General features: G+C 72.9%; 22 protein-coding genes. 3 read left to right on the top strand and 19 right to left on the bottom strand.

Annotated features, from left to right (window positions below; all coding sequences use genetic code 11):
- Positions 1-48: 48 nt before the first annotated feature.
- The 6 genes from BGP03_RS14345 to BGP03_RS14320 form a co-directional block, all read right to left on the bottom strand.
- Positions 49-1,587 (bottom strand): MinD/ParA family protein, encoded by a 1,539-nt coding sequence (locus BGP03_RS14345; protein ID WP_298800813.1) that lies wholly within the window; start codon positions 1,585-1,587, stop codon positions 49-51.
- A gap of 94 nt (positions 1,588-1,681) precedes the next feature.
- Complete coding sequence (locus tag BGP03_RS14340; protein ID WP_296375012.1) at positions 1,682-2,611, bottom strand: MinD/ParA family protein; 930 nt, start codon at positions 2,609-2,611, stop codon at positions 1,682-1,684.
- A gap of 169 nt (positions 2,612-2,780) precedes the next feature.
- Positions 2,781-3,530, bottom strand: coding sequence for a DivIVA domain-containing protein (locus BGP03_RS14335; RefSeq protein ID WP_298800814.1), 750 nt, complete (start codon positions 3,528-3,530; stop codon positions 2,781-2,783).
- Positions 3,531-3,608: 78 nt separating this feature from the next.
- Positions 3,609-4,091 carry a pantetheine-phosphate adenylyltransferase gene (gene coaD, locus BGP03_RS14330; RefSeq protein ID WP_296375009.1) on the bottom strand — a complete coding sequence of 161 codons (483 nt, stop codon included), beginning with the start codon at positions 4,089-4,091 and terminating at the stop codon, positions 3,609-3,611.
- Positions 4,088-4,651 (bottom strand): 16S rRNA (guanine(966)-N(2))-methyltransferase RsmD, encoded by a 564-nt coding sequence (gene rsmD / locus BGP03_RS14325; protein ID WP_296375007.1) that lies wholly within the window; start codon positions 4,649-4,651, stop codon positions 4,088-4,090. The genes coaD and rsmD overlap by 4 nt, the downstream gene beginning before the upstream one ends.
- Before the next feature lie 64 nt (positions 4,652-4,715).
- Positions 4,716-8,093 carry a pyruvate carboxylase gene (locus BGP03_RS14320; RefSeq protein ID WP_298800815.1) on the bottom strand — a complete coding sequence of 1,126 codons (3,378 nt, stop codon included), beginning with the start codon at positions 8,091-8,093 and terminating at the stop codon, positions 4,716-4,718.
- Positions 8,094-8,241: 148 nt separating this feature from the next.
- Here BGP03_RS14320 and BGP03_RS14315 point away from each other — a divergent pair, with 148 nt between their 5' ends.
- The gene (locus BGP03_RS14315; protein WP_299736510.1) at positions 8,242-9,072 is read left to right on the top strand and encodes a hypothetical protein; all 831 of its coding nucleotides are present in this window, start codon (positions 8,242-8,244) and stop codon (positions 9,070-9,072) included.
- 616 nt (positions 9,073-9,688) lie between these two features.
- Here BGP03_RS14315 and recG read toward each other — a convergent pair.
- Together recG and BGP03_RS14305 are read right to left on the bottom strand one after the other, a co-directional pair.
- Positions 9,689-11,872: an ATP-dependent DNA helicase RecG gene (gene recG, locus BGP03_RS14310; RefSeq protein ID WP_298800819.1), complete on the bottom strand. Its 2,184-nt coding sequence runs from the start codon at positions 11,870-11,872 to the stop codon at positions 9,689-9,691.
- Positions 11,873-11,889: 17 nt separating this feature from the next.
- Positions 11,890-13,500: a DAK2 domain-containing protein gene (locus BGP03_RS14305; protein WP_296375001.1), complete on the bottom strand. Its 1,611-nt coding sequence runs from the start codon at positions 13,498-13,500 to the stop codon at positions 11,890-11,892.
- A 115-nt stretch (positions 13,501-13,615) separates the two neighbouring features.
- Here BGP03_RS14305 and rpmB point away from each other — a divergent pair, with 115 nt between their 5' ends.
- On the top strand, positions 13,616-13,807 hold the full coding sequence (gene rpmB, locus BGP03_RS14300; protein ID WP_296374999.1) for a 50S ribosomal protein L28: 192 nt from the start codon (positions 13,616-13,618) through the stop codon (positions 13,805-13,807).
- A 59-nt stretch (positions 13,808-13,866) separates the two neighbouring features.
- Here the strand turns inward: rpmB and BGP03_RS14295 are convergent, their stop codons facing one another.
- Genes BGP03_RS14295 through mbhE form a run of 9 tightly spaced genes read right to left on the bottom strand, consistent with a single transcriptional unit; the run spans position 13,867 to position 20,949 of the window.
- The gene (locus BGP03_RS14295) at positions 13,867-14,547 is read right to left on the bottom strand and encodes a uracil-DNA glycosylase (protein WP_296374998.1); all 681 of its coding nucleotides are present in this window, start codon (positions 14,545-14,547) and stop codon (positions 13,867-13,869) included.
- On the bottom strand, positions 14,544-15,068 hold the full coding sequence (locus BGP03_RS14290; protein ID WP_296374996.1) for a gamma carbonic anhydrase family protein: 525 nt from the start codon (positions 15,066-15,068) through the stop codon (positions 14,544-14,546). Before BGP03_RS14290 ends, BGP03_RS14295 begins: the two co-directional genes overlap by 4 nt.
- Before the next feature lie 9 nt (positions 15,069-15,077).
- Complete coding sequence (gene mnhG, locus BGP03_RS14285; protein WP_296374994.1) at positions 15,078-15,419, bottom strand: monovalent cation/H(+) antiporter subunit G; 342 nt, start codon at positions 15,417-15,419, stop codon at positions 15,078-15,080.
- A complete protein-coding gene (locus BGP03_RS14280; RefSeq protein ID WP_296374992.1) occupies positions 15,416-15,682 on the bottom strand; it encodes a monovalent cation/H+ antiporter complex subunit F in 267 nt (88 codons plus the stop codon). The genes mnhG and BGP03_RS14280 overlap by 4 nt, the downstream gene beginning before the upstream one ends.
- Positions 15,679-16,206, bottom strand: a complete 528-nt coding sequence (locus BGP03_RS14275) for a Na+/H+ antiporter subunit E (RefSeq protein ID WP_296374990.1) — start codon at positions 16,204-16,206, stop codon at positions 15,679-15,681. The genes BGP03_RS14280 and BGP03_RS14275 overlap by 4 nt, the downstream gene beginning before the upstream one ends.
- Positions 16,207-16,243: 37 nt before the next feature.
- Complete coding sequence (locus BGP03_RS14270; protein ID WP_298800817.1) at positions 16,244-17,800, bottom strand: Na+/H+ antiporter subunit D; 1,557 nt, start codon at positions 17,798-17,800, stop codon at positions 16,244-16,246.
- Positions 17,797-18,171, bottom strand: a complete 375-nt coding sequence (locus BGP03_RS14265; RefSeq protein WP_296375043.1) for a Na(+)/H(+) antiporter subunit C — start codon at positions 18,169-18,171, stop codon at positions 17,797-17,799. The genes BGP03_RS14270 and BGP03_RS14265 overlap by 4 nt, the downstream gene beginning before the upstream one ends.
- A 2-nt stretch (positions 18,172-18,173) precedes the next feature.
- Entirely contained in the window at positions 18,174-18,602 is a 429-nt protein-coding gene (locus BGP03_RS14260; RefSeq protein WP_296374985.1) for an MnhB domain-containing protein, read from the bottom strand.
- 46 nt (positions 18,603-18,648) lie between these two features.
- Positions 18,649-20,949 (bottom strand): hydrogen gas-evolving membrane-bound hydrogenase subunit E, encoded by a 2,301-nt coding sequence (gene mbhE, locus BGP03_RS14255; RefSeq protein WP_296374984.1) that lies wholly within the window; start codon positions 20,947-20,949, stop codon positions 18,649-18,651.
- A 181-nt stretch (positions 20,950-21,130) separates the two neighbouring features.
- On the opposite strand from mbhE, the gene BGP03_RS14250 reads away from it, so the two are divergent.
- Positions 21,131-21,253, top strand: coding sequence for a hypothetical protein (locus BGP03_RS14250; RefSeq protein ID WP_296374982.1), 123 nt, complete (start codon positions 21,131-21,133; stop codon positions 21,251-21,253).
- Positions 21,254-21,334: 81 nt separating this feature from the next.
- Here BGP03_RS14250 and BGP03_RS14245 read toward each other — a convergent pair whose 3' ends face one another.
- Both BGP03_RS14245 and BGP03_RS14240 read right to left on the bottom strand, forming a co-directional pair.
- On the bottom strand, positions 21,335-21,610 hold the full coding sequence (locus BGP03_RS14245) for a hypothetical protein (protein WP_296374980.1): 276 nt from the start codon (positions 21,608-21,610) through the stop codon (positions 21,335-21,337).
- Positions 21,611-21,622: 12 nt separating this feature from the next.
- Complete coding sequence (locus BGP03_RS14240; protein WP_298800818.1) at positions 21,623-23,305, bottom strand: sodium:solute symporter family protein; 1,683 nt, start codon at positions 23,303-23,305, stop codon at positions 21,623-21,625.
- Positions 23,306-23,538 lie beyond the last annotated feature (233 nt).

The raw sequence follows: 23,538 nt of genomic DNA, 5'->3' as shown, positions 1-23,538 counted from the left end.
CCACCTGGCGAGGGCCCGATCCTGGGGGTCGGCGGTGGGCGATCGGCGTCAGCTCAGGCTCGGAACCCCGTCCGCCGGGGTCCCGGCCGTGCGGACCGGGCCGGCGAAGCCGTCGGCCAGCAGCGCGGCGAGGGTCAGGAACGCGTCGACCGTGGGCGGGCGGAGCCGGTCGAGCTGGATCCGGCCGCCGGTGGCCAGGTGCGGGTCGTGCGGGATCTCGACGACGGCGCGGCAACGGGCCTCGAAGTGGTTGCGGACGCGGGCGCGGTCGACGTCCTTGCTCGTGCGGTCGCAGCTCAGGACGACGACGGCGTCGGCCACCCGGGCGGCGTGGCCGTGGGCGATCAGCCAGTCCAGCGTCTTGCTCGCGCGGCTGGCCCCGTCGACCGTCGGTGCCCCGACCACCACCAGGCTGTCGGCCAGCGCCAGCGTGCCCTCCATCGCCGAGTGCACGAGCCCGGTGCCCGAGTCGGTGATCACGATGTTGTAGAAGCGGGTGAGCACCTTGCTGACGCGCTCGTACTCGTCGCGGTTGAAGGCCTCGCTCATGGCGGGGTCCTGCTCGGACGCCAGCACCTGCAGGCGGCCGGCGAGGCTCGTGTACCGGGCGACGTCGGTGAGCGAGTGCGTGGCCTCGATGTTGTCGATGAGGTTGCGCACCGTCACCGTGGTCTCGGTGGTGAGGCGGTCGGCGAGCGTGCCGGCGTCGGGGTTGGCGTCGAGGGCGATCACGCGGTCGCCCCGGTTCTCGGCCAGCACCAGCCCGAGGCACGCGGTGACGCTGGTCTTGCCGACCCCGCCCTTGATGGAGGCGACGGCGATCTGGTGCGAGCCCGGGAGCGGGCGGCGGATGCGGCGCAGCCGCTCCTGGCGCGCCTTCTCCGCCGGGCCGATGCCGGGGTTGACCATGCCGCCCGAGGCCTTGAAGACCGCACCGCGCCAGCCGGTCCGCGGGCGGTCGCTGCGGAAGCGGACGATCGCGTCCTCGGTCAGCTCGGCGGCGCTGGACGCGTCCGGCCGGGGACGGGGCTGCGTCCGCTGCGCGTAGCGAGGCGGCGGGCCGGCCGGGTGTCCGGCGGGCGGGCCGTACGGGCCGCAACCGTTGCCGGGCACCGCCCCGCCCGCCAGGTACGGGACGGGCGGGGCCATCGGCGGCTGGGGCACCGGCGGCTGGGGCACCGGCGGCTGGGGCACCGGCGGCTGGGGCACCGGCGGCTGGGGAAGGGGCTGCTGGGCCATCGGCGCAGCGGCCTGCGGCCGGGCGAGCACATCCGTGGTGGGGTCCTCGATGCTGTCGTCATCGGCGGCCGGGGCATCGGTGGGCACCGGCTCCGCCGTGCTCGCGGACGACTGCCCGACCGTGGCCATCTCCACCGTGTCGTCGCCCGCGTCGGGCGCGGCAGCCGGCTCCTCCCCGCCGGGGGAACCGTCCGGGTGGCCACGGCCGTCGCCGTCGTCCCCGCTCCGCCCGTGGCCGGTCGTGGGCGCCTCCGCGGTCGACGTCCGGCCCTCCGTGGACCACGCGCCCGCGCCCCCTTCGTCCCCGGCGTCGGTGCGGTCCTGCGCGTCGCTCTCTCGGCTGCTCACCGGTGCCCCCCCGTTTCCCGGGCACAGTCGCCCGGACCCCGAATCTGCGGGGACAGTAGCGCGACGGTGATCGGGAATCAGGCGGGCGAGCGGGTCAGGGGACGAAACGGTCGGCCATCAGCGCCGCGAGCACATGAGCGGCGTCACGTGTGGCGGGACGCAACCGGGCCAGCTCGACGCGGCCGCCCGCGGCGAGATGCGGGTCGTGCGGGATCTCCACCACCGCCCGGCAGCGCGCGGTGAAGTGCTCGCGGATGCGGGCGCGATCGACCTCGTCGCTCGTGCGGTCGCACGACAGCACGGCCACCGCGTCGGCCGCGAGCTGCCCGTGCCCGTGGGCGAGAAGCCAGTCGAGGGTCTTGCTCGCCCGGCCCGCGCCGTCGACGGTGGGCGACCCGACGATGATCACGCTGTCGGCCAGCTTGAGCGTGCCCTCCATCGCCGAGTGCACCAGCCCGGTGCCCGAGTCGGTGATGATGATGTTGAAGAACCGGTCGAGCAGCCCGCAGATGTGCTCGTACTCCTCCCGGCTGAACGCGTCACCCGCCGCAGGGTCCTGCTCGGACGCGAGCACCTGCAGCCGGCCGGCGAGGCTCGTGTAGCGCGACACCTCGGTCCAGGAGTGGATGCGGTCGAGGTCGCGCAGCAGCTCGCGCACGGTGACGGCCGACTCGCCGGTGAGCCGGTCGGCCAGCGTGCCGGCGTCGGGGTTGGCGTCCAGGACGATCACGCGGTCGCCGCGGTTCTCGGCCATGACGAGCCCGAGCAGGGTGGCCACCGTGGTCTTGCCGACCCCGCCCTTGATCGACGTGACCGCGATGCGGTGCGACTGCAGGAGCGGGTGGCGGATGCGGTGGAGGATGTCGCGGCGCCGCAGCTCCTCGGCGCTCGGCCCGGGGTTGACCAGCCCACCCGTGGCCCGCAGCAGCGCCCGGCGCCAGCCGGTGGCCGGCTCGTCGGGCCGGGCGCGCAGGATCGCGTCGCCCGTCAGGTCGGCGGCTGAGCTCGGTCTCGGCCCGTCCACTTCGCCCCCCGTATGTCCCCGACCCTCACCCGCGACGTCCTGAGGTGGTTCGAGCCGGTGTCCGTACCGGGCCCACCACGTCGCCGGATCCGGTTCGATCCGCTGCCGTGCCACGCAGGGAGACTACCGCGACACGGAGCGTGAGAAGGGGCGTTCGTGATCTTTTACCTCAGTCGATGAGGTCCATGCCGGTGCCGGTGCCGCCGCGCACGGAGGCACTCGCGGGGACGCCGTTCTGGGCGCCGCCCCGCCACAGCTGGCTGCGGCCGCGGCTGACGGTGCCCAGCGCCTTGGACAGGGTGTCCTCGAACTCGGCCAGCTTCGCGTCGACGTAGCCGTCGCACTCCCGGCGCAGCCGCTCGGACTCGGCGTTGCCGGCATCGACGACGCGGGCGGCCTCGGCGTGCGCGGCCTGCACCACCTCGGACTGGGACACCAGCCGGGCCTGCTCGTGCTGGCCGTCGAGCACGTAGCGATCGTGGGCGGCCCGGCCGGCCTGGGCGAGCCGTTCGGCCTCGGCGCGGGCCCGGTCGGTGAGCTCGGCGTACTGCGCCCGCCCGTCGGCCACGGCGCGCTCCGCCTCGTGGCGGGCCTGCGCGACGGTCTGCTCGGCCTCGGCGCGGGCGTCGGCGACGAGCCGCTGGGCCTCGTCGCGGGCCCGGGCCAGCAGCTCCTCGGAGTCCTGCTTCGCGCTGGTGCGCGTCTGCTCGGCCTCCTGGGTGGCGTCGTCCACCAGCTCGTCACGGCGGTCGAGCACGTCCTGGGCGTCGTCGAGCTCGCCCGGCAGCGCTTCGCGCACGTCGTCGAGCAGATCGAGGACATCCCCACGGGAGACCACACAGTTCGAGGTCATCGGGACGCCCCGTGCCTCCTCGACGACCGTGACCAGCGCGTCGAGCGATTCGAAGACCCGGTACACGTCGGTGATCCTCTCACCGCGTGGCCGCCGTTCGGCGTATTGGGCGTCCGCCGCGCGTGTCAAGTTCCGAACGGGTGGTCAGGAACGTTCCGCGATGCGCTCCAGCAACCGGTGGTGTACGGACTCGGGCAGCAGGTGGGCCACGTCACCACCGAAGGTGGCGATCTCCTTGACCAGCGAGCTGGCCACGAAGCTCCACTCCGGGTTGGTCGACATGAACAGCGTGTCGACACCCGAGAGCTGCTTGTTCATCTGCGCCATCTGCAGCTCGTAGTCGAAGTCGGTGACCGCGCGCAGGCCCTTCACGATGGCCCGGATGTCGTGCTCGCGGCAGTAGTCCACCAGCAGCCCGGAGAACGACGACACCGTCACGTTGGGGAACGGCTTCGCGATCTCCTCGAGCATGGAGATGCGCTCCTCGACGGTGAACATGCGGTTCTTGCTCTTGTTGATCCCGACCGCCACGACGACCTCGTCGAACAGCGCCGACGCGCGGCCGACGATGTCGAGGTGACCGTTCGTCGGCGGGTCGAAGGAGCCGGGACACACGGCGCGCCTCATGAGCCGGAACCGTAACAGTGGGCGACGTGCAGCACGGTGTCGCCGTAACGGCGCTCACGGGCGGACTCGAGCGGCGGCGGCCACGGGAAGGCGGTGCGCGACGCCCGGCGCTCCACCACGACGGTCGCGTCGGCGGCGAGCCAGCCGTGGGCCGCGGCGGCGGTGAGCCAGCCGGCGATCTCGGCGTCGGGCACCTCGTAGGGCGGGTCGATCAGCACGACGTCGTAGGGGCGGTCGGCGGTGGTGCCCAGCACGGCCGCGGCCGGTGCGGCCCGGACGACGCCGCCCAGCCCGAGCGTGGAGACGTTGCGGCGCAGGACATCGGCGGCGCGGCGGTCGGACTCGACGAACAGCGCGTGCACCGCCCCCCGCGACAGCGCCTCCAGTCCGAGTGCCCCGGACCCGGCACACAGATCGAGGACGGCGCAGCCGTCGAGGCCTGGGTCGTGGTCGAGGGCGGCGAACAGCGCCTCCCGCACCCGGTCGGAGGTGGGCCGGGTGCCCTTCGGCGGCACGGCGAGCCGCCGCCCGCCGGCGGACCCGGCCACGATCCTGGTCATGCGGCTCCGCCGCCCGTGCGCGGAAAACAGTGCTCCAGCACTGATTTCCGCGCACAACCCGCCGTCACTCCAGTTCCAGCAGGAGGTCGCCGCCCTCCACCTGCTGGACCTTGCCGATCGCCAGCCGGCCCACCACCCCGGACTGCTGCGCGGTGATGCTGGCCTCCATCTTCATCGCCTCGATGGTGGCCACCGTCTGGCCCGCGTCGACCTTGTCGCCCTCCCCCACCTGCAGCGTGACCACACCCGCGAACGGGGCCGCGACGTGCTTCGGGTCGGAGCGGTCGGCCCGCTCGGCCACCTTGACGTCGGTGGACACCGACTCGTCGCGGATGGACACCGGGCGCATCTGGCCGTTGAGCGTCGCGAGCACGTTGCGGTAGCCGCGCTCGTCGGCCTCGGAGATGGCCTCCAGCTCCACCAGCAGTGTGACGCCCTGCTCCAGCTCGATGATGTGCTCGATCTCGGGCTCCAGGCCGTAGAGGAAGTCCTTGGTGGAGAGCACCGAGGTGTCGCCGTAGGCCTCCTGGTGCGCCTCGTACTCCTTCGTCGGAACCGGGAACAGCAGGCGGTTGAGCGTGCGGCGGCGGTCGTCGCGCAGGCCGCGACGGTCCTCGATGTCGAGCTCGACAGCGGCCTTCGCCGGCGAGCGACCCTCCAGCGCGCGGGTGCGGAACGGCTCGGGCCAGCCGCCGGGCGGGTCGCCCAGCTCGCCGCGCAGGAACCCGATCACCGAGTCCGGCACGTCGAACCGGCCGGGTTCGGCCTCGAAGTCCTTCGCCTCGACGCCCGCGCCGACCAGGTGCAGGGCGAGGTCGCCCACCACCTTCGACGACGGCGTGACCTTCACGAGCCGGCCCAGCATGCGGTCGGCGGCGGCGTAGAGGTCCTCGATGAGCTCGAACCGGTCGCCCAGGCCGAGCGCGATCGCCTGCTGGCGCAGGTTGGAGAGCTGGCCACCGGGGATCTCGTGGTGGTAGACGCGGCCGGTCGGCGAGGCGAGCCCCGACTCGAACGGTGCGTAGACCTTGCGGACGGCCTCCCAGTAGGGCTCGAGGTCGCCGACGGCCTGCAGGGACAGGCCCGTGGCGCGCTCGGTGTGGTCGGTGGCGGCGACGAGCGCACTCAGCGACGGCTGGGACGTCGTGCCCGCCATCGACGCGACGGCCGCGTCCACCGCGTCCACACCCGCGTCGATCGCCGCGATCAGCGTGGCGAGCTGACCGCCCGCGGTGTCGTGGGTGTGCAGGTGGACGGGCACGTCGAACCGCTCGCGCAGCGCCGTGACCAGCTTCTTCGCCGCCGGCGGACGCAGCAGCCCGGCCATGTCCTTGATCGCGAGGACGTGCGCGCCCGCGGCCACGATCTGCTCGGCCAGGCGCAGGTAGTAGTCGAGCGTGTAGAGCGTCTCGCCGGGGTCGGACAGGTCGCCGGTGTAGCAGAGCGCCACCTCCGCGACCGACGTCCCGGTGGCCCGTACGGCGTCGATGGCCGGGCGCATCTGGTTGACGTCGTTGAGGGCGTCGAAGATGCGGAAGATGTCCATCCCGGTCGTCGCGGCCTCCTCGACGAAGGCGTCGGTCACCTCCAGGGGGTACGGGGTGTAGCCGACGGTGTTGCGCCCGCGCAGCAGCATCTGCGTGCAGATGTTGGGCACGGTCCCGCTGATCGCGGCCAGCCGGTCCCACGGGTCCTCGTTGAGGAAGCGCAGCGCGACGTCGTACGTGGCGCCGCCCCAGCACTCGAGGCTCAGCAGCTGCGGCGCCGTCCGCGCGACGTACGGGGCGACGGCCAGCAGGTCGCGGCTGCGCACCCGCGTGGCCAGCAGCGACTGGTGCGCGTCGCGGAACGTGGTGTCGGTGACGGCCACCGCCGTCTGCTTCCGCAGCGCCGCCGCGAACCCCTCCGGCCCGAGCTCCCGCAGCAGCTGCCGCGAGCCGTCCGGCACCGGCGCGCCCACGTCGCACTGCGGGAGCTTGTCCACCGGCTCCACGACCTGCGGCCGCGGCCCGTTGGGGCGGTTGACGGTGATCTCGGCCAGGTAGTTCAGGATCCGGGTGCCGCGGTCGGCCGGCCGCCGGGCGCGCAGCAGCTCCGGGCGCTCCTCGATGAAGCTGGTGGTGACCCGGCCCTCCTGGAAGTCCGGGTCGGCCAGCACTGCGGCGATGAACGGCAGGTTGGTGGAGACCCCGCGGATCCGGAACTCCGCGATCGCCCGGCGCGCGCGCCGCACGGCGTTGGGGAAGTCGTGGCCGTTGCAGGTCAGCTTGACCAGCATCGAGTCGAAGTGGGCGCTGACCTCGGCGCCCGTGTGCGTGGTGCCGCCGTCGAGGCGGACGCCGGGGCCGCCCGGGGAGCGGTAGTTGCTGATCGTGCCGGTGTCGGGGCGGAAGCCGTTGGAGGGGTCCTCGGTGGTCACGCGGCACTGCAGCGCCGCGCCGGTGCACGTCACCTGGTCCTGGGTGAGGTTCAGCTCCGGCAGCGTCTTCCCGGACGCGATGCGCAGCTGCGCGATCACGAGGTCGCGGTCGGTGACCTGCTCGGTGACGGTGTGCTCCACCTGGATGCGCGGGTTCATCTCGATGAACACGTGCTCGCCGCGCTCGTCGAGCAGGAACTCCACGGTGCCGGCGTTGACGTAGCCGATGGCGCGGGCGAACTTCACCGCGTCGTCGCAGATCTTCGCGCGGATGTCGGGGTCGAGGTTCGGCGCGGGCGCGATCTCGATGACCTTCTGGTGGCGCCGCTGCACCGAGCAGTCGCGCTCGTAGAGGTGCACGACGTTGCCGTCGGCGTCGGCGAGGATCTGCACCTCGATGTGGCGCGGGTTCACCACCGCCTGCTCGACGAACACCGTGGCGTCCCCGAACGCCGACTCGGCCTCGCGCATGGCGGCCTCGATGGCCTCACGCAGCTCGCCGGGCTCCTGGACGCGTCGCATGCCGCGCCCGCCGCCGCCGGCCACGGCCTTGACGAAGATCGGGAAGCCGATGTCGGCGGCGGCGGCGACCAGCGCGTCGACGTCGGTGCCGGGCTCGGAGGACTGCAGCACGTTGACGCCGGCCTCGCGGGCGGCGGCGATCGCGCGGGACTTGTTGCCCGTCAGGTGCAGCACCGCCGCGGGCGGGCCGACGAACGTGATGCCGGCGTCCTCGCAGGCCTGGGCGAGGTCCGGGTTCTCGGACATGAACCCGTAGCCCGGATAGATGGCGTCGGCGCCGGCCTTGCGGGCGGCCTTGATGACCTCGTCCACCGACAGGTACGCGCGGACGGGATGGCCGGGTTCACCGATCTGGTACGACTCGTCGGCCTTCGCGCGGTGCAGCGAGTTGCGGTCCTCGTAGGGGAACACCGCAACCGTGGACACCCCGAGCTCGTAGGCCGCCCGGAACGCCCGGATGGCGATCTCGCCCCGGTTGGCGACCAACACCTTCTCGAACACGGTTGCTCCCTTCTGACGACATGATCGGCCCGAACCGTACCTGTGGACACTCGTTCGGACCGTGCGAGCGACCCCCGACTTCGGGTACCAAGGAGATGTGCGCCACCACCCACGCCGGCCCGCCTACGGTTCCCCGTCGTACGGCGGCGTGCCTCCGGGCTACGCGCGGGCCTACGCCGAGGGCAGACGGCAGCGCGAGGCGGCGTGGGCGCGGCGCCAGCGGCACCGCAGTGCGCTGCCGTTCGCGCTGCTGCTGCTGATCCTCATCCCGGCCATGAGCGGCGGCGAGGAGTTCATCGCCGCGTTCCTCGCCACGGTGGGCGTGTCGATCGGCATCGTGGTCCTCGTGGCCCTGGCCGCCCCGGCCCTCACCGTCGGCACCATCGCGTTCGTGCTGGTGCGCCGCAGCAAGCGGCGGGCCGCCCTGCGCCGCGGGGGTGCGGCCGGCACCGCTCCTCTGCCCGCCCGGCCTGCGGCCGCGCCCCGGCCCGACCGGGTGTGGGCCCACGCCCAGCGTCGGTTCCACGGGCTGCGCACGGAGTACGCCGCCTACGAGTGCGACGCCATGCAGGTGCTGCGCCTGCCCGCGCTGGCCGACGTGTCGGTGGCCAGCACCGCCCGCTTCGTCGACGCGTTCGCCGAGGCCCAGGCGCTGGAGACCGACCGCTTCCCCGGCGGCACCCACGCCTCGCAGTTCGTGGCGGCCGTCGACCGCGCGGAGCGCGCCTGGCGCGCCGCCCGCGACGCCGCCGAACGCATCCGGCTCTCGGGCCTGAGCCCGGCGGAGCGGAGCACGGTGGAGCGGGTGATCAAGCTCCTCACCACGGCCCGCGATTCCGACAACGACGCCGAACGCCTCGCGGCCTACGCCCGGGCCCGCTCGGAGCTGGGAAAACTCGACAAGGCCGGCGTGCTGCACGTCCCGCTGCCGGCGCAGACGGCCCTGGACGAGGCGGCGAGAGGCGCCCTCCCCGCCTGAGGCCATCCCCAGGGCGAGTCGAGCGGTCCGACGCGGCGGGGGTTCGCCGCTCCACCCCCGCGAGTCGGGCTTTCCGCGCGCGCGAGTCGGGGCCTGCGTGCGCGCGCGTCGGGCCCTCAGTGCGGGCGAGTCGCGGCCTGCGTGGGCGCGAGTCGCGGCCCGAGTGCGCGCGAGTCGCGGCCTGCGTGCGCGCGAGTCGCGGTCCGCGTGCAGTTCACCATCCGGCCGTGCGAGTTGGCCGTAGCGCACATCGGGGTCCGCCCGGCCGACCGACGGTCGGGCCCCCGAGGCACCGAGGTGCCGGTGGAGCCTCTGGTCCCACCGTCCCACGATCGCCAGGAGCGGGCAGGGAAGGCCAGATGTGGCCGCCGGTGCCCACTCCTGACGATCACGATCCCCTCGGCGGCCGCGCCGCCGGGGCCGCGCGGCGTCACGGCGAACTCGCTCGGCGAGACGGCGAACTCGCAGCCGGCTGCGGTGGCATCCGGGTGACCACCGGCCTGGTGGCCACCCACGGTGCCGTCCGCATCAGCAGCCCGACTCGGTCGCACCGAGGCCCCGACTCGCGCACATTCAGGCCCCGACTCGCGCGCATGTACCGCCCGACTCGCTGGGGTCAGACCTTGTCGAGGTAGGCCGCGCGCTCCTCGTCGCCCACCGTCTCCCCCACCAGTGCGAAGAGGCCGGGGTGGCGGACGAGGCCCGGGTCCTGCTCCACGATGTCGCCCGCGTACACCTGGGCCTTGGCGATGATCTCCGCGTGCTTGAGCAGGCTCAGCAGGCGCAGGCCGGAGCGGCGGCCGGACTGCATCGAGCCCAGCACGTCGCCCTCCCGGCGCAGCTCCAGGTCGAGCTGGGCCAACACGAAGCCGTCGGTGGTGCCGGCCACCGCGTCGAGGCGCTCGCGGGCCGCCGTGGCCGCTGGCATGTCGGTGACCAGCAGGCACACCCCGGGCGCCGACCCCCGGCCCACGCGGCCGCGGAGCTGGTGGAGCTGGGAGAGGCCGAACCGGTCGGCGTCGAGGATGACCATGGCCGTGGCGTTGGGGACGTCCACGCCGACCTCGATGACGGTGGTGGCCACGAGCACGTCCAGCTCGTGGCGCTCGAAGGCGCGCATCACGGCGTCCTTCTCGTCGGGCGGCATCTTGCCGTGCAGGATCGCGATGCGCAGGCCCTCCAGGGGGCCCTCCACCAGCTTCGGGGCGACCTCCAGCACCGCCATCGGGGGCCGGCGGGCGCCGCCGTCGTCGGAGTCGGCGCCGATGTCGGGATCCTCGGTGTCGATCAGGTCCTGTGGGTCGACGTCGCCCACGCGCGGGCACACGACGTACGCCTGGTGGCCCGCCGCCACCTCCTCGCGCACGCGCCGCCAGATGCTGGCGAACCAGCTGGGCTTCTCCGCCAGCGGCACCACCGTGGTGCTGATCGGGGATCTCCCCTCCGGCAGCTCCCGCAGCGACGAGATCTGCAGGTCGCCGTACACCGTCATCGCGACGGTGCGCGGGATCGGTGTGGCCGTCATGACCAGCATGTGGGGGGCGAGATCGCCGCCGCGGCCGCGCAGGGCGTCACGCTGCTCCACACCGAACCGGTGCTGCTCGTCGACGACGACGAGACCGAGCTCGGCGAACCCGACACGGTCCTGGATGAGCGCGTGGGTGCCCACGACGATGCCCGCCTCACCCGACTGCGCGTCGAGCAGCGCCTTGCGCTTGGCCTTGGCCCCGAGCGAGCCGGTGAGCAGCGTGATGCTGGTGGCGTGCTCGGCCGCGCCCAGCTCACCGGCCTGCGCCAGCGGGCCCAGCATGGTGCGGAGCGAGCGCGCGTGCTGGGCGGCGAGGGTCTCCGTGGGGGCGAGCATCGCGGCCTGCCGCCCGGCGTCGACGGCCTGCAGCATCGCCCGCAGCGCGATGACCGTCTTGCCCGCGCCCACGTCGCCCTGCACGAGCCGGTTCATCGGGTGCCGCAGCGCCAGGTCGGCCGCGATCTCCGCGCCGACCTCCTGCTGTCCCGGGGTGAGCGTGAACGGCAGCCGCGCGTCGAACGCGTCGAGCAGGGCACCCCTGCGCGGCGGGCACGCGGCGGCGGGCTTGGAGACGGCGGCCTGGCGGCGCAGGGCCAGCGCGAGCTGGACGCCGAGCGCCTCGTCCCAGACCAGCCGGTTGCGCGCCGCGTGGTAGTCGGCCTCGGACTCCGGCACGTGGATGCGCCGCAGCGCCCGGCCCAGCTCGGCGAGCCCCTCGCGCTGCCGCAGCGACCCCGGCAAGGGATCGGTGACCTCGACCCGCCCACCACCGTCCCGGACGTCGAGCACCTGCCGCACGCAGCGCGCGATCTCCTGCGAGGTGATCTTGCCGGTGGCCGGGTAGACCGAGATGAACGGGCGGATCTCGTCGGCCTCGTCGAGGGGGTCGAACTGCGGGTGGGTGAGCTGCAGCTTCTTGTTGAACACCCCGACCTTGCCGGAGAACACCGCCCGCACGCCCGGGTGGATGAAGTGCTTGACCTTGTGGCCGTTGAAGAACGTGGCGTCGAGCGTGGCGCCCTTCTCGTCGCGCAGCACCACCTGCAGCATGGTGCCGCGGCGGTTGCGCATGTCGCGCATCGTGGTCTTCTCCACCAAAGCGATGATCGTGGCGTGCTCGCCCAGCTCCAGCCCCGCGATGTCGGTGAGCTTGCCGCGGTCGACGTAGCGGCGGGGGTAGTGGCGCACCAGATCGCCGACGGTGTGGATCTCGAGCTGCTTGGCCAGCAGCTCGGCCGCCTTGCCCAGCACCGGCTTCAACGGCGACAGCATGTCGATCTCGGGCACTGCTACTCCACCCCCAGCACCAGCGGATAGTCGGTCTGCCCGCCCCGGTGGACGACGACGTCGACCTCGGGGTGGCTGCGGCGCAGGTCGGCCGCCAGCCCCTCGGCGAGCGCGTCGTCGGCGTCCCGACCCAGCAGCGCCGTGACGATCTCGCCTCCCGCGAGGAGCATGCGGTGAGCCAACCACAGGGCACCGACAGCGAGGTCCGGGGCGATGACGACGACCTCCCCGTCGGCGATGCCCAGCACGTCACCGGGCTCGCAGCGGCCCGCGAACGTCAGCGCCTCGGACTCGGCCACCATCAGCCCGGCCGTCCGGGTGCCGGCGGCCGCCTCGGCCATCGCGACGACGTCCTCGCCCGGGCGCCGCTCCGGATCGTGGACGGCCAGCGCCGAGAGCCCCTGCAGCACCGACGCCGTGGGCAGCACGAGCACGTCCTGGCCCTCGCGACGGGCCGCCGAGGCGGCACGTTCGGCCACGGCGGTGAGCTCGGAGTCGTCGGGCAGCAGGACGACGTGCTGGGCCAGCGTGCCGGCCAGCGCGGCCACCAGCTCGGCCTCGGTGACGCTCTCGCCGGGCTCCCGCTCGATCACCGACGCCCCCGCCGAGCGGGCCAGCACGGCCACCTCCGCCCCGGTGACGACCATCAGCACCGCCCGCGACCGCACGAACCGCTCCGCTCGGCCCGGTCCGGGCTGGTCGGCGAACCGGACGACGGTGATGCGGTGCGGGCGGCCCGCCACCACGCCCGCCTCGATCGCCGCGCCGACGTCGTTGCAGTGCACGTGCACGTTCCACAGCCCGTCCCCGTCGCCGACGACGGCCACGCAGTCACCCAGCGGTGCGAGCGCCGCCCGCAGCACGACGACGGCCTCGGGGTCGGCGTCGAGCAGGTACATCACCTCGTAGTCGAACGCGTCGGAGCCGGCCTCGCGCGCGGCGGTCAGCGCGTCGCTCCCCCGGGCCGCCACCGCCGCGGCGACGGGCAGGACGGCGGCGGACGGGTGGCCGTTGAGCAGCCCGTCGAGCGCGTCGAGGACGAGGAACAGCCCCAGCCCGCCCGCGTCGACGACCCCGGCGCGGGCCAGCTCCGGCAGCTGCGCCGTGGTGCCCGCCACGGCGCGGGCGGCGCCGTCGGTGGCCGCCGCGGCGACCCGGTCGAGCAGCGCCGTGCCGGTGGCCGCCCGCGCCGCCGCGGCCAGCACCGTCAGGACCGTGCCCTCCCGCGGATCGTCGAACGCGGCGGCGGCGAGCCTGCGGGCGCGGGCCAGCGCGTCGGCGAGCACGGCACCGTCGAGCGGGGCGCGGGCCCCGGCGACGGCCTCCGCCACCCCGCGCAGCACCTGCGAGAGGATCACCCCGGAGTTGCCGCGGGCGCCCAGCAGCGCGCCGCGGGCCATGGCCGTGGCGACGGTCGGCGCGTCGCGCCCGTCGGGCAGCCGGCGCACCGCGTCGAGCGCCGCACGCATCGTGAGCAGCAGGTTCGTGCCGGTGTCGCCGTCGGGCACGGGGAAGACGTTGATCCGGTCGACCTCTGCGCAGTGCCGTTCCAGGGCGTCGGTGGCGGCGCGTGCCCAGCCGACGAGGAGGTGCGAGTCGATCAGCGGGGGCACAGGGGCGAGCGTAGCGACCGGGTGGTGTGCACCCCGCCGGACGGCGCAGGTACCCTGGCTCATTGCGACCGGGTGTCCTGCCCGGCTTCTTGTACGTCTACCCGAGGAGTTCGACGTGGCTGCCGTCTGCGACGTCTGTAGCAAGGGTCCGGGCTTCGGCATGTCCGTCTCGCACTCGCACCGCCGTACCAACCGCCGGTGGAACCCGAACATCCAGACCGTTCGGGCCCGCATCAACGGTGGCAACCGTCAGCGCATGAACGTGTGCACCTCCTGCCTCAAGGCCGGCAAGGTCGCCCGCGCCTGAGCGCATCCAGCACGCACGGAACCCCCGCCCAGCAGCACCGGACGGGGGTTCCGTGCGTTCTACGGCAGCTTCCAGTCCACCGGGTCGCCGCCGATCTCCTCCAGCATCTCGTTGGCCCGGCTGAACGGGCGCGAGCCGAAGAAGCCGCGGTCGGCCGACATGGGGCTCGGGTGCGCCGACTCCACCACCGGCACGTCGGGCATCAGCGGCACGAGCTTGCGCGCGTCGCTGCCCCACAGGATGGCCACGAGCGGCTCCGCGTCCCGCTCGACGAGCGCGCGGATGGCCTGCTCGGTGACCACCTCCCAGCCCTTCCCGCGGTGCGACGCCGGCTGGCCGGGCGACACGGTCAGGCAGCGGTTGAGCAGCAGCACGCCCTGGTCGGCCCACGGCGTGAGATCGCCCGTGGAGGGCGTCGGGTGGCCCAGGTCCTCGGAGTACTCCTTGAAGATGTTGGCCAGCGAGCGCGGCACGGGGCGCGTCTGCGGCGACACCGAGAACGACAGGCCGACGGCGTGGCCGGGCGTCGGGTACGGGTCCTGGCCGACGATGAGCACGCGCACGTCGTCGAAGGGCTGGGTGAACGCGCGCAGCACGTTCGCCCCGGCCGGCAGGTAACGACGACCGGCGGCGATCTCCGCGCGCAGGAAGTCGCCCATGTCGGCGATCTCCTGCGCGACGGGGGCGAGCGCGCGCGCCCACCCGGCCTCGACGACCTCTTCCAGCGGCTTGGCCATCACCCCTCCAGACGACGCAGCTCGGAACGGAAGCGCTTGCCGCGCTGGACGTACGACGACACGGCGTAGGCGAACGCACCCTCGGGCACCTCGTAACCCTCGCGCACGCGCGCCGGGACCCCCAGCGCCATCCTGCGGGCGGGCACCTCGGTCTTCGGCGACACGACCGCCCCGGCCGCGACGATCGCACCGTCGCCCACCGAGGAGCCGTTGAGCACCACCGATCCCGACGAGATCAGCGCGTGGTCGGCGATGACGGCGCCCTCGATGTGCACGTTGTGGCCCACCGTCACCTCGTCGCCGATGACGGTCGGCTGCGTGGCGGTGCAGTGGATGATCGACCCGTCCTGGATGCTGCTGCGGGCACCGACGCGGATCTCGCCGTCGTCGCCGCGCAGCACCGCGGTGGGCCAGATCGTCGACTCCGCACCGATCGTCACGTTGCCGATCACCACGGCGTCCGGGTGGACGTAGGCGTCGGGATGGATGTCCGGTTCCGAGTCACCGAGGGCGTAGAGGGGCACGGGACCACCCTAGGAGGGCCGGTCCTGCGGCCGCTCCTCGGCCAGTTCGTCCACCACCAGCACCTCCGGCCGCACGCCGCCACTGCGGTGCACCGACCGTCCGACGATCTGCGAGATCACCGGCGCGGTGATCACCTGGAACAGCCCGACCAGCAGCAACGTGGCGGCGCTCTTCAGGTCCACGCGCAATGCCGTGCCGGCGAGGACAAGGAACAGGCCCAGCGTCTGCGGCTTGGTGGCGGCCTGCAGCCGGGAGAGCAGGCTGGGCAGCCGCACCAGCCCGAGGGCGCCGAGCAGGCACGACAGGGCGCCGGCGAGCATCAGCACCGCGGACACGACGTCGGTGATCACCGGTGCCTCCTGCGCCGCTCGGCCAGCCGGGACGCGGTGGCCGAGCCGACGAACCCGACCAGCGCCACCGCCGCGATCAGCGGGATGTTGGAGCCGTCCTGGAAGAAGGCCACGTACACCGACGCGCCGGCGACGATGAGGATGACGAAGACGTCGAGCGCCACGATGCGGTCCAGCGTCTCGGGCCCCCGCAACAGGCGCACCAGCGTCAGCAGGCCGGCGCCGACCAGCATGACGAGCACGATCACGAACACGACCGTCATGCCACCCGCTCCTCGATCAGCCGCCGGACGCGGGCGAGCTCCTCGGGCGTGCCGAACGTCGCGAGCACGCGGCGCTGCACGTCCATCGTGCGCAGCCACGTCCTCTCGACGTCGGAGGCGCCCCGCGGACCCAGGGCGTAGACGTACCAGACGCCGGCGTCGTGGTCGATCTCCAGCGCCATGGCCCCCGGTGCCAGGGACAGCGCGCTCGCCATGAGCGTCACCACCCGTTCCGACGAGGTCAGCAGCGGCACGGAGATGATCGCCCCGCAGGCCCGTGGCCCGTGGCGCAGCACCTGCCAGCTCACCTCCGCGCCGGAGACGAGCAGGTCGTAGACCAGGTAGCCGACCAGCGCCAGCAGCCGCAGCGGGCGCACCGGCAACCGGTCGGTCGACGGCGCCTGCCGCGCGACCCACAGCACGAGCACCGCCACCACCACTCCCCCGACCAGCGTCAGCGGCGTGAACGTGCCCCACAACAGCACCCAGACCAGCGTCAACCAGACGACCGACGAGACCTTCACCGCGCCCCACCGATCCGCGGGACGGTCATCGGGGCGGTCACCGGGACGTTCCCAGCACGGCCGCGATGTAGGGCTCGCGGTTGATCAGGTCCGCCCCGGCGCGGCCGGTCAGGGCCGACAGCGGCCCGGCGAACACCGCGATCGCCAGGCTGGCCGCGATCAGGCCCGCCGTGGCGGCGTACATCGGCACGGACGAGCGCGCGGTGCCGACGGCCACCTCGTCGTTCGGGTCGTCGTCGGGAATCGGCGGCTTCACCCCGCCCCAGAACACCCGCACCCACACGCGGACCAGCGCGTAGAGCGTCAGGAGGCTCGCGAGGATCACCACGCCCGCGACGACGGCCGGCCACGGCCCCGCGGCCGCACCGGCCTGCAGCAGCCCCAGCTTCGCGACGAAGCCGGCCGTCGGCGGGATCCCGGCCAGCGTCAGCGCGGGGATCGCGAACAGCACGGCCAGCACCGGCGCCTCGTGCAGCAGGCCACCCATCCTGTCCAGCGCCACGGTGCCGGTGCGCCGCGTGATCAGACCGCTGACCAGGAACAGCGTGGCGAGGACCGTGATGTGGTGCGCCGCGTACAGCGCCGCCCCCGACACCGACGCCGCGTCGAACACGGCCAGCCCGAACAGCATGAACCCGATGTGGCTGACGAGCAGGAACGACAGCAGCCGGTTGAGGTCGTTCTGCGCCAACGCCCCCAGGGCGCCCACCAGCATCGTCAGGACGGCCAGCACCAGCATCAGCGTCCACGGGCCCTCGCGCGGGAACAGCAGCGTCTGGGTGCGCAGCAGTGCGTAGAAGCTGACCTTCGTCAGCAGGCCCGCGAACAGCGCCGCGACCGGGCCGGGGGCGTTGGGGTAGCTGTCGGGCAGCCAGAAGTGCAGCGGCACGATCGCCGCCTTGATCCCGAACACCACCAGCAGCATCAGCCCGAGGATCGTGCGCAGGCCGGGCGGGATCAGCTCCATCCGGCCGGCGAGCGCGGCGAAGTTCACCGTGCCGGTGGCCGCGTAGACCAACGCGACGGCCGTGAGGAACAGCAGCGACGACATCAGGCTGACGATCACGTACGTCATGCCCGCGCGGATCCGTTTCGCGCTGGTGCGCCGCGTGATCAGCACGTAGGACGCGGTGAGCATCAGCTCGAACGCCACGAACAGCGTGAACAGGTCGCCGGTGAGGTACGCCAGCGACACGCCGGCGCAGAGCATCAGGTACATCGGGTGGAACGTGGTGCTGGCCGTGCCACGGCCGTAGTCGGTGATGCGCTGGTCGATCGCGTAGACCAGCACCGCGAGCGTCACGAGCGTGGAGACCAGCAGCAGGAGCGCCGAGAGCCGGTCGGCCACCAGCGCGATGCCGATGGGCGCGGCCCAGCCGCCCAGATCCTCGACGATCGGACCGCTGTGGTCGGCGACGACGAGCAGCACCGCGGCGATGGCCGCCACGGCCACCAGCACGACGATGCCCACGATCCGTTGCAGGGCCGCCGAGCGGCTGCCCACCACGGTGAGCGCGGCGCCGAGCATCGGCAGCAGCACCGGCAGGGTCAGGAGTGTGCCCAGCGCCGATGATTCGCTCGCGAGCCCGCTCATGGCTCGTCGTCCTGGATCTGCTGGCGCGCGATGCGGGCGTCCTCGACGTCGTCCTGCACCTCGTCGTGCCCGACCAGCACGAACGACCGGTAGCCCAGCGCGAGCAGGAACGTGGTGAGCGCGAACGTGATGACGACGGCGGTCAGGGCCAGCGCCTGGGGCAGCGGGTCGGCGAACGCGTCGTTGGGGGCCGACCCCACGATCGGCGCGCGCCCGGGCGGCCCGCCCACCAGCTGCAGCAGCAGGTTCGTGCCGTGGCCGAGCACCACCACACCGATCAGCACGCGCATCAGCGAGCGCTGCATGAGCAGGAAGAACCCGACCGCGTAGAGGACGGCGATCAGCACGGCCATCGCCAGGTTGATCGTCACCATCACCGCTCCCCCTCGTCCCGCATGTCGCGCTCGATGCCGGCACCGAGCGAGCGCAGCAGGTCCACCACGACGCCGACGATGAGCAGGTACACGCCGACGTCGAGGAACAGGCTGGTCTGCACCGACACCGGGCCGAGCAGCGGGAGGTCGGCGGCCAGCTTGGTGGTGGCCAGCACCGGCGCGCCGAACGCGACCGGGGCGAGCGCGGCGAGCAGGGCCACCAGCAGCCCCGTCCCGATGACGACGGGCGGCCGCACGCCCAGTGCGGCGGACCCGGTGGCGATGTGGCGCAGCACGAACGCCAGCCCCGCGACGAGCCCGGCCGCGAACCCGCCCCCGGGGCCGTAGTGGCCGACGAGCAGCAGGTAGAGCGAGAAGACGAGCACGGTGGGGAACAGCGCCCGCGTCACACCGCCCAGGAGGGTCATCGCACTCCCTCGAGGCGCTGCGACAGTGATCCGCTCGCAAGCCCGCTCACCCGGCCACGTCCTTCTCGTGCTCCGGCGAGCTCTGGCCGGCCCGGCCGCGCCGGTCGTAGCGCGTGGCCAGCACCAGGCTCGCCACGCCGGCGGCGGCGATGAACAGCACGCCGATCTCGCCGACCGTGTCCAGTGCCCGGAAGTCGACGATGATCGCGGCCACCACGTTGTCGGCGCCGGCCCCGGCGGGCGCCAGCCTGAAGTAGTCACCGCTGGCCACGGGCGGCGCGGTGCGCCCGGCCGAGGCCACCACGGCCATCCCGGCCACGGCGACGCCGCCGACCGAGGCGATGACCGCCTTCGGCACCCAGGCCCGCCGCGACGGCTTCTCCGACTCGGTGAAGTGCGCCGGCAGGCGCCGCAGCACGAACACGAACACCACCAGCGACAGCGTCTCCACGAGGAACTGTGCGAGCGCGAGGTCGGGGGCGCCGTCGACGATGAACAGGCCACCGACGGCGTACCCGATGACGCCGACGAGCAGCACCGCGGTGAACCGGCGCCGGGCCCGTACCACGGCCACCGCCGCGACGGCCGCGGCGAACCCCAGCGGCAGCTGCAGGGCGGCGGAGAAGAGCGGCTGGTCGGCCGGCCACACGCCGCCCACCAGCGTCGCGATTCCCGGGAGCAGGATCACGACGACGAGGATCGTGCCCAGGTAGAACGGCAGCGACCCGACCTGCAGCCGGCCCGTCACGCCGGTGGCGACCCGGCCGAGACCGGCGATGAGGCCGTCGTACCCGCGCTGGGCGTCGAGCGGGGAGCGCCGCTCGGGCAGCGGCGCGCGGAACACCAGCAGGCCGCCCACCACGGCGATCGCGGAGAACAGCAGCGGCAGGCCGAGGCCGTGCCAGAGCGCGAGGTGGTAGTCCTCGCCCGGGTAGGCGGTGGCGTACGGCGCGGCCAGCGCGTCGACGACCGGGTTGGCCACGCCGAGCACGAGCCCGGCCAGCGCGCAGAGCCAGGTGGGCCCGGTGAGCAGTGCATCGGGCGCGTGGACCGGGGTCGGCGCCACGCCCGGCCTGGTCGCGAACGCCCCCCACAGGAACCGCGCGCTGTAGGCCACGGTGAGGACCGAGCCGACGAGGATCCCCAGCGCCGCGGGGAGGCTGTCGTGCAGGAGCGCCTCGAACGCAGCCTCCTTGCCGACGAACCCGAGCAGGGGCGGGATGCCCGCCATCGACAGCGCCGCCAGTGCCGCCGCGACCGCCGTCCCGCGCATCGACGTCCACAGGCCGGAGAGCTCGCGCAGGTCGCGGGTGCCCGTGGAGTGGTCGATGGTGCCGACCGTCATGAACAGCGGGGCCTTGAACAGCCCGTGCGCCAGCAGCATCGCGACGCCCGCGTACGAGGCCACGCGGCTGCCCGCGCCGAACAGCACCATGAGGAACCCGAGCTGGCTGACCGTGCCGAACGCGAGCACGCGCTTGAGGTCGGTCTCGCGCAGCGCCCGGAAGCCCCCGATGAGCATCGTGCCCAGCCCGGCGACGACGATCGGCAGCCACCACGCGAGCTCGCCGGCGAAGGCGGGCGAGAGCCGGGCGACGAGGTACACGCCAGCCTTCACCATGGACGCGGCGTGCAGGTAGGCGCTCACCGGGGTGGGCGCGGCCATCGCCGCGGGCAGCCACGGGTGGAACGGCAGCTGCGCCGACTTCGTGAACGCGCCCAGCAGGATCAGCACCAGCGCCACCGGCACGGTGCCGCCGGTCGGGGGGCTCGCCAGGATCTCCGAGATCCGGTAGGTGCCCGCCGCCTCGCCGAGCAGGATGAAGCCCAGCAGCATCGCGAGCCCGCCGAACACCGTGACGAGCAGCGCCTGCACCGCGGCGCGCCGGGCCGCCCGGTCCGCCCCCGACTGCCCGACCAGCAGGAACGACGCCACCGACGTGAGCTCCCAGAACACGTAGAGCGTCAGGAGGTCGTCGGCGAGCACCAGGCCCAGCATCGCGCCGGCGAAGGCCAGCAGCAGCGCGGCGTTGCGGGTGCCGTCGGGCGAGTCGCCGAAGTAGCCGACGCAGTACACGAGGATCACGGCGCCGACACCGGACACCAGCACGATCATCGCCAGCGCGAGGGCGTCGAGCCGGAAGCTCACCGTCAGGCCCAGCGCCGGGGCCCACGCGGTGGTCGCGTCGATCCCGCCGTGCAGGGCCGGGCCGAGGTTCAGCAGCGCCCAGACCAACGTCACCGCAGGCAGGACGGCCGCGGCAAGGAACGCGGCCCGCCTGCTGCGGGCGGACACCAGAGGGAGCAACCCGGCCACGGCGAGGTGTGCGACGACGAGCGCGAACACCTACTTCTCTCCTTGGTCGATGCCACCACCCTAACTGCGCGGCGATCGGGACCCCGCCGAGAGGGGCCTCACCTGATCATCGGCGAACCCCCCGAACCCACCACGAACGAACTCCCACCCGCTCGTGAGCCAGCCCACCTGATCATCTGGAACGATTCAGCTCCCCCGTGCGATGAACTAGGTGTACGAGCACGACGACCTCTCAGGAAGGACCGACCACATCATGACCGTCCGTCTCCGCCGCGCCCTGCGCCGCATCGACGACTGGACCCTGTACGCGTTCAACCCCCGCGTCCCGCGCTGACCCTTCCGCGCTGACCCTTCCGCGCTGACCCTTCCGCGCTGACGCACCCCGGGCGCAGGTCACCGTGGACCTGCGTCCCCCTCACTCGGCCTCGTCGGCCACCGGCGGCTTGAGCGGGCGCAGCAGCGCCCACGCCACGAACCCCGCCCCGATCACGATCATGACGATGCCGGACCAGAGGTTGATGTCGATCCCTCCGGACTTGGCCAGCTCCGCGGGCGTGTCGGAGACGAAGCCCATCACCGTCAGCACCACGCCGTAGACCAGGAACAGGATCGCGATGACGGTGCGCAGGTCGAACAGCGCCGACGACGCGCTCCGGACCGCGTCCGTATCCACAGGTTCCTTGTCGGACATCACGTTCTCCCGTCAGACCACGAAGTACAGCACGATGATGAGCACGATCACGATCACGCCGAGCGTGACCGGCGAGCGGAACCAGCCGGCGTCCTCACCGGTGGTGGTGTGCTCGCGCGACTCCTTCGGGGTGAGCGACCAGGTGAGCCCCACGAGCTCGGAGTCGGGCTTGGGCTGCGTCACCATCGAGACCGCGACGGCCACCGCGACGCCCACCACGAACGCCGCCGCGGCGCCGACGAAGCTTCCGGCCTGGCTGGAGAGTTCCAGCACATTGACGCGGGTGAGCACATCGATGACGACGGCGGCGATGGTGCCGGCCACCAACCCCGTCCAGCCCGCCGTGCCGGTCATCCGCTTCCAGAACAGGCCCAGGATGAAGATCGCGAACAGCGGGGCGTTGAAGAAGCTGAACAGGGCCTGGATGTAGTCGGTGATGTTGGAGTAGCTGCCGGCCAGGAACGCCGCCCCGATCGCCAGGATGCAGCCCACCACCGTGACCAGCCGGCCGACCTGCAGGTAGTAGCGGTCGCTGCGGCCCGGCCGGATCCAGTCCTGCCAGAGGTCGTAGGTGAACACGGTGTTGAGCGAGCTGACGTTGGCCGCCATGCCCGCCATGAACGACGCCAGCAGGCCGGCGAGCGCCACGCCCAGCAGGCCGTTGGGCAGCACCTCGTTCATCAGCAGCGTCAGCGAGTTGTTGTAGGTGATGCCGCCGGAGTCGCCGCCCGCCTTGAGCGCGGTGATCTGCGGGACGAGCACGCCGGCGACCATGCCGGGCACCACCACGACCAGTGGGATCAGCGCCTTCGGGAAGGCCGCGATGATCGGGGTGCGGCGGGCGGCCGACATGTTGCGGGCCGACAGCGCGCGCTGGACCTCGGCGAAGTTCGTCGTCCAGTAGCCGAACGAGAGCACGAAGCCCAGGCCGAACACGATGCCGATCACCGACAGCGTGGGGTTCGCGATCTCCGTCAGCGACGTGCCGGGCCACGAGTGCAACTGGTCGGTGTTGCCGGCCGCCGCGGCCGTGATCTTCTGCTTGAGCCCGTCCCAGCCGCCGACGCGGGCGAGGCCCGCCACCGTCAGCGGCACCAGCAGGGCGAGGATGACGAAGAACTGCAGCACCTCGTTGTAGATCGCCGCCGACAGCCCGCCGAGCACGGTGTAGGCCAGCACGACGAGCGCGGCGATCGGGATCGCGACGTAGAGCGACCAGCCCAGCAGGGCCTCCAGCACGAGGCCGAGCGTGAACAGGTTGACGCCGGCGATCAGCACCGACGCGATCGCGAACGTCACGCCGTTGACGCGCTGGGTGGTGGCGTTGAACCGCATGCGCAGGAACTCCGGCACGCTGCGCGCCTTGGAGCCGTAGTAGAAGGGCATCATCACGATGCCGAGGAACACCATCGCCGGCACGGCGCCGATCCAGTAGTAGTGCACCACCGGGATGCCGTACTGAGCGCCGTTGGCCGACATGCCGACGAGCTCGAGCGCTCCGAGGTTCGCCGAGACGAACGCCAGGCCCGTCACCCACGCGGGGAGCGAGCGTCCGGACAGCAGGAAGTCGAGGCTGGACGACACCGAGCGGCGTGCGACGACGCCGATCCCGAGCACCAGCACGAAGTAGAACGCCACCAGCACGTAGTCGATGGCGGTGGTGTTCAACCTCAGGTCTGCCTGAGCCAACAGCATCGTCGGGCCCTCCGTGCCGTGCGAGCGATCGCGTACGGCGGGATCGTGCGCCAGAACTCGATCTCGCGCCACACCTGACGCGCCTCGGACCCCGATCGTGACCGCACCGCAGCCCGGAGCCCGGCTCGACAATCGGCGCCGGCCGTACGTCACCGCCCTCCACAGGGCGGCGGATTCAAGGAACGGTCGCAACATCCCTCTGATCTGAGGTGATCTTGATGAATACGTTCCGA

The sequence above is a fragment of the Pseudonocardia sp. 73-21 genome (assembly GCF_001899645.1).
Lineage (GTDB): Bacteria > Actinomycetota > Actinomycetes > Mycobacteriales > Pseudonocardiaceae > Pseudonocardia.
This window is presented reverse-complemented; position numbering and strand designations above follow the sequence as displayed.

Bases quoted from the DNA above. Each gene is read 5' to 3' on its own strand.
- recG (WP_298800819.1), bottom strand. From the start codon at position 11,872: ATGCTGTCGCCGTTGAAGCCGGTGCTGGGCAAGGCGGCCGAGCTGCTG.
- BGP03_RS14260 (WP_296374985.1), bottom strand. From the start codon at position 18,602: ATGACCCTCCTGGGCGGTGTGACGCGGGCGCTGTTCCCCACCGTGCTC.
- BGP03_RS14240 (WP_298800818.1), bottom strand. From the start codon at position 23,305: ATGCTGTTGGCTCAGGCAGACCTGAGGTTGAACACCACCGCCATCGAC.
- BGP03_RS14245 (WP_296374980.1), bottom strand. From the start codon at position 21,610: ATGTCCGACAAGGAACCTGTGGATACGGACGCGGTCCGGAGCGCGTCG.
- BGP03_RS14270 (WP_298800817.1), bottom strand. From the start codon at position 17,800: ATGAGCGGGCTCGCGAGCGAATCATCGGCGCTGGGCACACTCCTGACC.
- coaD (WP_296375009.1), bottom strand. From the start codon at position 4,091: ATGAGGCGCGCCGTGTGTCCCGGCTCCTTCGACCCGCCGACGAACGGT.
- rsmD (WP_296375007.1), bottom strand. From the start codon at position 4,651: ATGACCAGGATCGTGGCCGGGTCCGCCGGCGGGCGGCGGCTCGCCGTG.
- BGP03_RS14280 (WP_296374992.1), bottom strand. From the start codon at position 15,682: ATGACGGTCGTGTTCGTGATCGTGCTCGTCATGCTGGTCGGCGCCGGC.